This is a genomic window from Marinobacter sp. 1-4A (genome assembly GCF_016597725.1).
Classification (GTDB): domain Bacteria; phylum Pseudomonadota; class Gammaproteobacteria; order Pseudomonadales; family Oleiphilaceae; genus Marinobacter.
In genome coordinates this window covers 1-5202 of sequence record NZ_VCGY01000019.1, presented here as the reverse complement: position 1 = coordinate 5202, position 5202 = coordinate 1, and the positions used below count along the sequence as shown (strand labels likewise).

Annotated in this window: 7 protein-coding genes; all 7 read left to right on the top strand. The window is 49.7% G+C overall.

Translation table 11 applies throughout. The features are described from left to right. Positions 1–590 precede the first annotated feature (590 nt). The 7 genes from FE845_RS18425 to FE845_RS18400 all read left to right on the top strand — a co-directional run bounded on the left by FE845_RS18425 (position 591) and on the right by FE845_RS18400 (position 5006). Entirely contained in the window at positions 591–1067 is a 477-nt protein-coding gene (locus FE845_RS18425; RefSeq protein WP_200367985.1) for a hypothetical protein, read from the top strand. Positions 1068–1169: 102 nt separating this feature from the next. After that, the gene (locus FE845_RS18420) at positions 1170–1664 is read left to right on the top strand and encodes a hypothetical protein (protein WP_200367983.1); all 495 of its coding nucleotides are present in this window, start codon (positions 1170–1172) and stop codon (positions 1662–1664) included. 949 nt (positions 1665–2613) lie between these two features. Beyond that, positions 2614–3186 carry a GNAT family N-acetyltransferase gene (locus FE845_RS18415; RefSeq protein ID WP_200367981.1) on the top strand — a complete coding sequence of 191 codons (573 nt, stop codon included), beginning with the start codon at positions 2614–2616 and terminating at the stop codon, positions 3184–3186. A gap of 31 nt (positions 3187–3217) precedes the next feature. Beyond that, entirely contained in the window at positions 3218–3421 is a 204-nt protein-coding gene (locus tag FE845_RS18410; RefSeq protein ID WP_200367979.1) for a hypothetical protein, read from the top strand. Next, the gene (locus tag FE845_RS18890) at positions 3411–3539 is read left to right on the top strand and encodes a hypothetical protein (protein WP_265092079.1); all 129 of its coding nucleotides are present in this window, start codon (positions 3411–3413) and stop codon (positions 3537–3539) included. The genes FE845_RS18410 and FE845_RS18890 overlap by 11 nt, the downstream gene beginning before the upstream one ends. A gap of 35 nt (positions 3540–3574) precedes the next feature. Then, a complete protein-coding gene (locus FE845_RS18405; RefSeq protein WP_200367977.1) occupies positions 3575–4069 on the top strand; it encodes a DUF5071 domain-containing protein in 495 nt (164 codons plus the stop codon). A 556-nt stretch (positions 4070–4625) separates the two neighbouring features. After that, positions 4626–5006 carry a hypothetical protein gene (locus FE845_RS18400; RefSeq protein ID WP_200367969.1) on the top strand — a complete coding sequence of 127 codons (381 nt, stop codon included), beginning with the start codon at positions 4626–4628 and terminating at the stop codon, positions 5004–5006. Positions 5007–5202 lie beyond the last annotated feature (196 nt).

Here is a 5202-nt window from a genome sequence, read left to right as displayed (position 1 = left end):
AACTAGGGATAGTATGCATGCATAACCAGCGGCTCCACCGGACAAATTTCCGCTGTCACCTTTTGTGCAAAAACACGCACAAAAGCCGCCATCAAAAATTTGCTCGGTGAGCCGGGCGTTATGTGGGTGAAATGAACTTATCTAATATATGGTTCACGTTGAGGCTATGGCTCCTAGAGCATAGGCCTCTATGCATCGCCCTTGTAGGATTTACCGTTTTGGCTGCTTTCATGTTAGTTGGCGGTTGGGTTAGAGAAAGCAAACCTTTAACTGGTGAGGTCCATGCCCTGGCCTACTCGAATACCAATACCGGCAATCAACCCCAGCTAGTCGTAAGAATCCCGGGGGGCTCACTGGTTACGGTTGAGATTGCGAGCCAACAACGGGTCGCGGTAGGCAGTTGGGTTTGTGTCTCAGAAAATAAAAACAATCTTGGCCTGTCCTACTTCAAGTTCTTACGGGCTGGCCCATGCACATAACCAGTCGTTGTAGTTCGTTCCGGGCCTCCGGCCCTGCACCGGACGCCCATTACGCTGCGCTCCATGGGCGCCGCTAAACCTTGGCGTTAAAACGAAAACCCGGGAGGTCACATGCAACGGATCGCATCGCAAATTACTCTGCTTTTTCTATCTTTGATTCCCAGTATTGCCCTTGCCGAAAATTCGGCTCCTGAGGACTATCTCGCTAATAAACCATTGGTCTTGGAGGTTCGGTACTGTGAGTGCCTGGCCACCAAAACCGATGGCGCACCCTCTGATCTGCTGCCAAGTTTTCTCAGGGAGTCCAGTCTCTTAAAGGTTAGTGTGTCGAGCAAGGATAATGGCTTTGCTTCTTCAAGCGAGTTGGCCATAGGTTACGAACTCAAGCCAGTTGCAGGCTCGCCCGACCAGTTTGAATTCAACTATGCTGGCAATCACACTACGAGTAACGGGAACAGTGCTGGCAACGGCGAGTTGCTATTGGTTCAGGGTCAGTGGGTCAATCTTTTCGGCTCACAGCATGAGACCCAAACTGGATCGCAACACAGCAACGTTGCGGTGCGGCTGGCTAAGCCCGGTGGTTCGTGATGGCAGGTTTTAACAAGTCGATTAAGTTCGTTCCGGCCGTTGGCCTCCACCGGACGTCCCTGTCGGGCCGCCGCTTATCTTCGCGTTAGATTGGTCAGGCATATGAATCGAGCTCTAAAATACTCACTTATTGGCTTGGCTGTTCTTTTGGCATGCGTATTGGCCCTTCTTTTTCATCTCGCAGCCGGGCCCACGATTGTCGAAGAATATTTTAACCACGAAGCGCCTGATGATTTGGATTTTTCATTTAGCTATTGCAGCGCCGACTCTCAGGACGCGGACGATACCAGCAAGATCGTATGGCAGGAGGACGTGGCAATTGTTGACGTAACGCTTTCGCCAAACTGCGGAACCTCATGGATTTTTGGAAACTACAAAGTTCTTGAGTCTGGCAAACTTGTACTCGGATACAAGAGCATTGTTCCCTCTATCATCGGCTGCGACTGTGGGTATCCAGCTACTTATCGGATCGCTGGATTGGAGAAAAGAGATTACGAGATAGAGCTCCGAGAGTATGCCTTCATTAATAGAACACCTTGGTTGGTGCGTAGCTGGGTGGAAACTGGACCTGACATTGTTGAAACCGAAGAATTCTGAGAGCAATCTAACCATGCCAGCCACGGCGACGGCTACTGCATTGCGGCTGCGCCTCCATTTCGTAGCCGCGCGTGCTGAGCGGCGTTAGCTGGGTAGTGCGTTGTGCCTTTTGGTTGGCTCGGTGGTGTTGGCCTTGGCCTTATACTGGCAGCAAATCCGGCAATTCCCGTGGTTTGCCAAGGCCGTCGGAATCCGCGGCGAGTGGGTAGCCAAAATCAGCCAGTGGCGTTGGCATAAAGGTGAGTGTTTGCCGGAACCAGGTGTCCGTCGAAACCTGGTTCCTTGCTTACCTGCTAATCTGAGGTCCAGGTTCATTCGCCGCATTGTCGGTGGTAGTTTTACTCAGGGTGCATCGGCTAGGGCTTGTGCATAAAGCAACGGAGCAGGCGGTCATGTTGGTTGCCAAGGATCTGGGTTTGTCGCCCGCCGGTGCTTCTCAGCTAACCAGTCGCTGTAGTACGTTCCCGGCCCGAGGGCCGTCCACCGGACGCCACTGACGTGGCGCCGCTAAGCTCAGCGTTATGTTTCCTAATTTGAACAGTGAAGATTATGGATAGTCTCTTTTCGTGTAATCCTGATTGTAGTATTGAAAACTTAATGGCTCTTGATTGGCTAGCTGTATTAGGTTTTTTCCTTGTTATCTATCTAGTTTCTACTGTATGGAGAAAATGGGCTTTTAGCCGGAACAAATACCCAGAAACTTCAATCAAGTGGCATGTGCCCAGATTTATTTATATCGCTACAGTCTTTTCGCTAGTATCAATGCCTACTGTTTGGTGGCTGTTTGGTTATACTGGCGCTAAAATATTCGGGCAATTTATACTTCCAGAGTCTGTAATTGTTCTATACATACTATGGGCATTAGGTCCCGATAAACATAACAAGTCACTGAAAAGTGACGCTAAAAAACGCGCACTTTAGTGGAGCGTTAAAGCTAAAGGACGAGCATGTGCCTCAAGTTCACATCAGGAAAGCTGAGTTAACCGATGTAGAAGCGGTGACGAAGCTGGTAAACCGGGCTTATCGTCCAGAAGCTGGGTCGGAAGGTTGGACACATGAATCAGCCTTGGTCAGCGGAGATCGAATAGATCAGGGGAAGGTAACCACGGCTATCCAGTCCGGTACTGTATTGGTAGGAAACAATGAGCGAGGCTTGGTCGGCTGCGTACAGGTTGAGGTAACTGACCGGGTTGCCCACATTGGCATGCTTGCGGTTGATCCTTCGCTCCAAACGTCGGGTATCGGTAAGCTGTTGCTGGCGCATGCGGAAGAACTGGCGGTTCAGAAATTTAATGCGCAGGTTGGCGTATTGGTGGTTATCGCCGCCCGTACAGAACTTGTGGAATTTTACCTGCGCCGGGGGTACTCGAAGACCGATGAGTGGTCACAGTATCCAACTGATACAGGGGTTGGCACTCCGGAGAAAGAGGCCATGCTCCTTACCACGCTGCGAAAATGCTTTAACAATCGGCTGCACGGCGACCAGTTTTCCGCTGCTTCGCAGCTCCAAACCGGCGCGTGAGCCGGGCGTTAAAAGCCTTGCGAGCCATAAGATGAGCATCGAACAAAAACATACCCTTGAGCGCGAGGCCAAATCTATTGAGAAATTGCTGGCGGGTAAAATTCTCGCTGGTGTTGTAAGACATCAGAGCAACGAAGTCCTCTTGCAGTTCTCCGACGGCACGCGCCTATTCGTGAACGCCCAAGAGCATGGTTCGCTGGATTTTTCCGTCACAGGAGGTCTGCATGAAGACTAAGCTTCGGATTATGCCGGCTTCTAACAAGGCGCATCAATTCGCGGCCTACGGCCGCCGGACGCCCTTTACATTGCGGCTGCGCCTCCATTCCAAGGGCGCCGTTGTGCGCTGGCGTTAGCCAGCGAAGTATCGCAACAACAAAAAGCACCTTAGATGATCATGAAAATATTAGATAAAGGCGACCAAAAATCTGTGAATGAAATCATTGAAATTGGTTACCCAAAGAATAACGAATATATGGATGAGCTGCTATCTTGGACGTGTGATCCAAATTGGCCTATTGCAGGCTCAATTTATGAGTACTTTAGGAAGCTTGGAAAAGAAGAAGTACATAGGGTTCTTAAAGTAGCAGAAAAAGCCGATTTTGATTGGAGGTATAGTCTAATAACTCAGGTGATTTCTTCATACGATAATGAAACGTTGCAAGAATGCGTGAATTGCTTAAAAAAATGGGCATCTCAAACAGGTTCAGATGAGTGTGACTTTGAGTCAATTCGTGTTTTAACCGATAATGAGCTAGTTCCTGCATCCGAGATATCTAAGATAGCCAAGAGGAATATATTCGTATACAACGTATGGATAAAAGAAACTTTAGAAGCTTCAGGTAAAGCCATTTACTCATTTCCGTTGAGTGAACATAAATTGTAAAAATGGCTAACAAGGCCATCAATTTGACAGTTTTTTCGTTACGCCTTTTGTGCTTAAAAATAGCACAAAAGTCTCCACTCCAAAACTGCAAATTATGGCAGCGTTAGTGGCTGTGGCCTCGGTCCTTTTTGGCTGCGGCGTGCTAGTAGCCTTGGTGCCGGGCCTGGTTGCCAGACCCGCATAATCTGGTGAGCACCAAGGCCGTCAAAATCCGCGTTCGGTTTGGTTGCTTTAGCAGGCGGTGGCGTTGGTAGCGGTTTTGGTGTTCACCGTGTAGGGCTGTCCGCCGAAAACTCGGTCTGGATCCGCTACCTTTGAGTTCAGGTTCGTTCACCGCATCGATGGCGGTGTTTTCAATTACAGTGCATCGGCTTATGCCGGTGCAGGGTTACGGAGTAGGCCGTCACGGTCAGTGCCATGTAGTAGGCAGTGTCATTACCTGCCACTAACCAGTCGCTGTAGTACGCGGCCGATGGCCGCCGGACGCCCTTTTCATTGCGGCTTCGCCTCCATTGCAAGGGCGCCGCTAAGCTTCGCGTTATGTGTAGACAAAATTATGAGGCAAATTAAGGTCAAAATTTTGCCCGGCATGGGTAGCGTCGACGGAAAGTGGGAGATCGTTAATTTCGACGATTTCCTCGTACACTATTCCCCGCGTCTGGCAGTGTCTGTCTCATTCATTAAACAGTTCCCACCTCTTCATATTTTGAATGAGGAGCTGCTTTCAGGCGGCACAGATCAAGGAATGAGCGGTGGTTGCTACTGGAAGCCTTTCGAACTGACTGAACAAGAGTACGAAGATATTCGAGAAGAAATGCTCACATCACCTTCACACGATCTTAAGTATGACCTCGGTCTGGAGGATCGCAAAACCATCAATAAATGGTGTGGTGCCGTGCTATCTCGTCACAACCCAAGGAACCGGAGTGCCACATAACCAAGCGGTCAACCGGACGCCAAAAGCTTGGCGCTTTTGGTTCCCTCCGCTGTCGCTCCGGCGCCGGTTACCTCAGCGTTATGCACAAATAATCAGGAGTCACGGATGAGTTCTAGTCATATTTTTTGGCCTGTTTTGGCACAGATTCTTCTCACGCTGGTGATGTTTATCGTTCTCGGTGCGAGAAAGGCCAAGG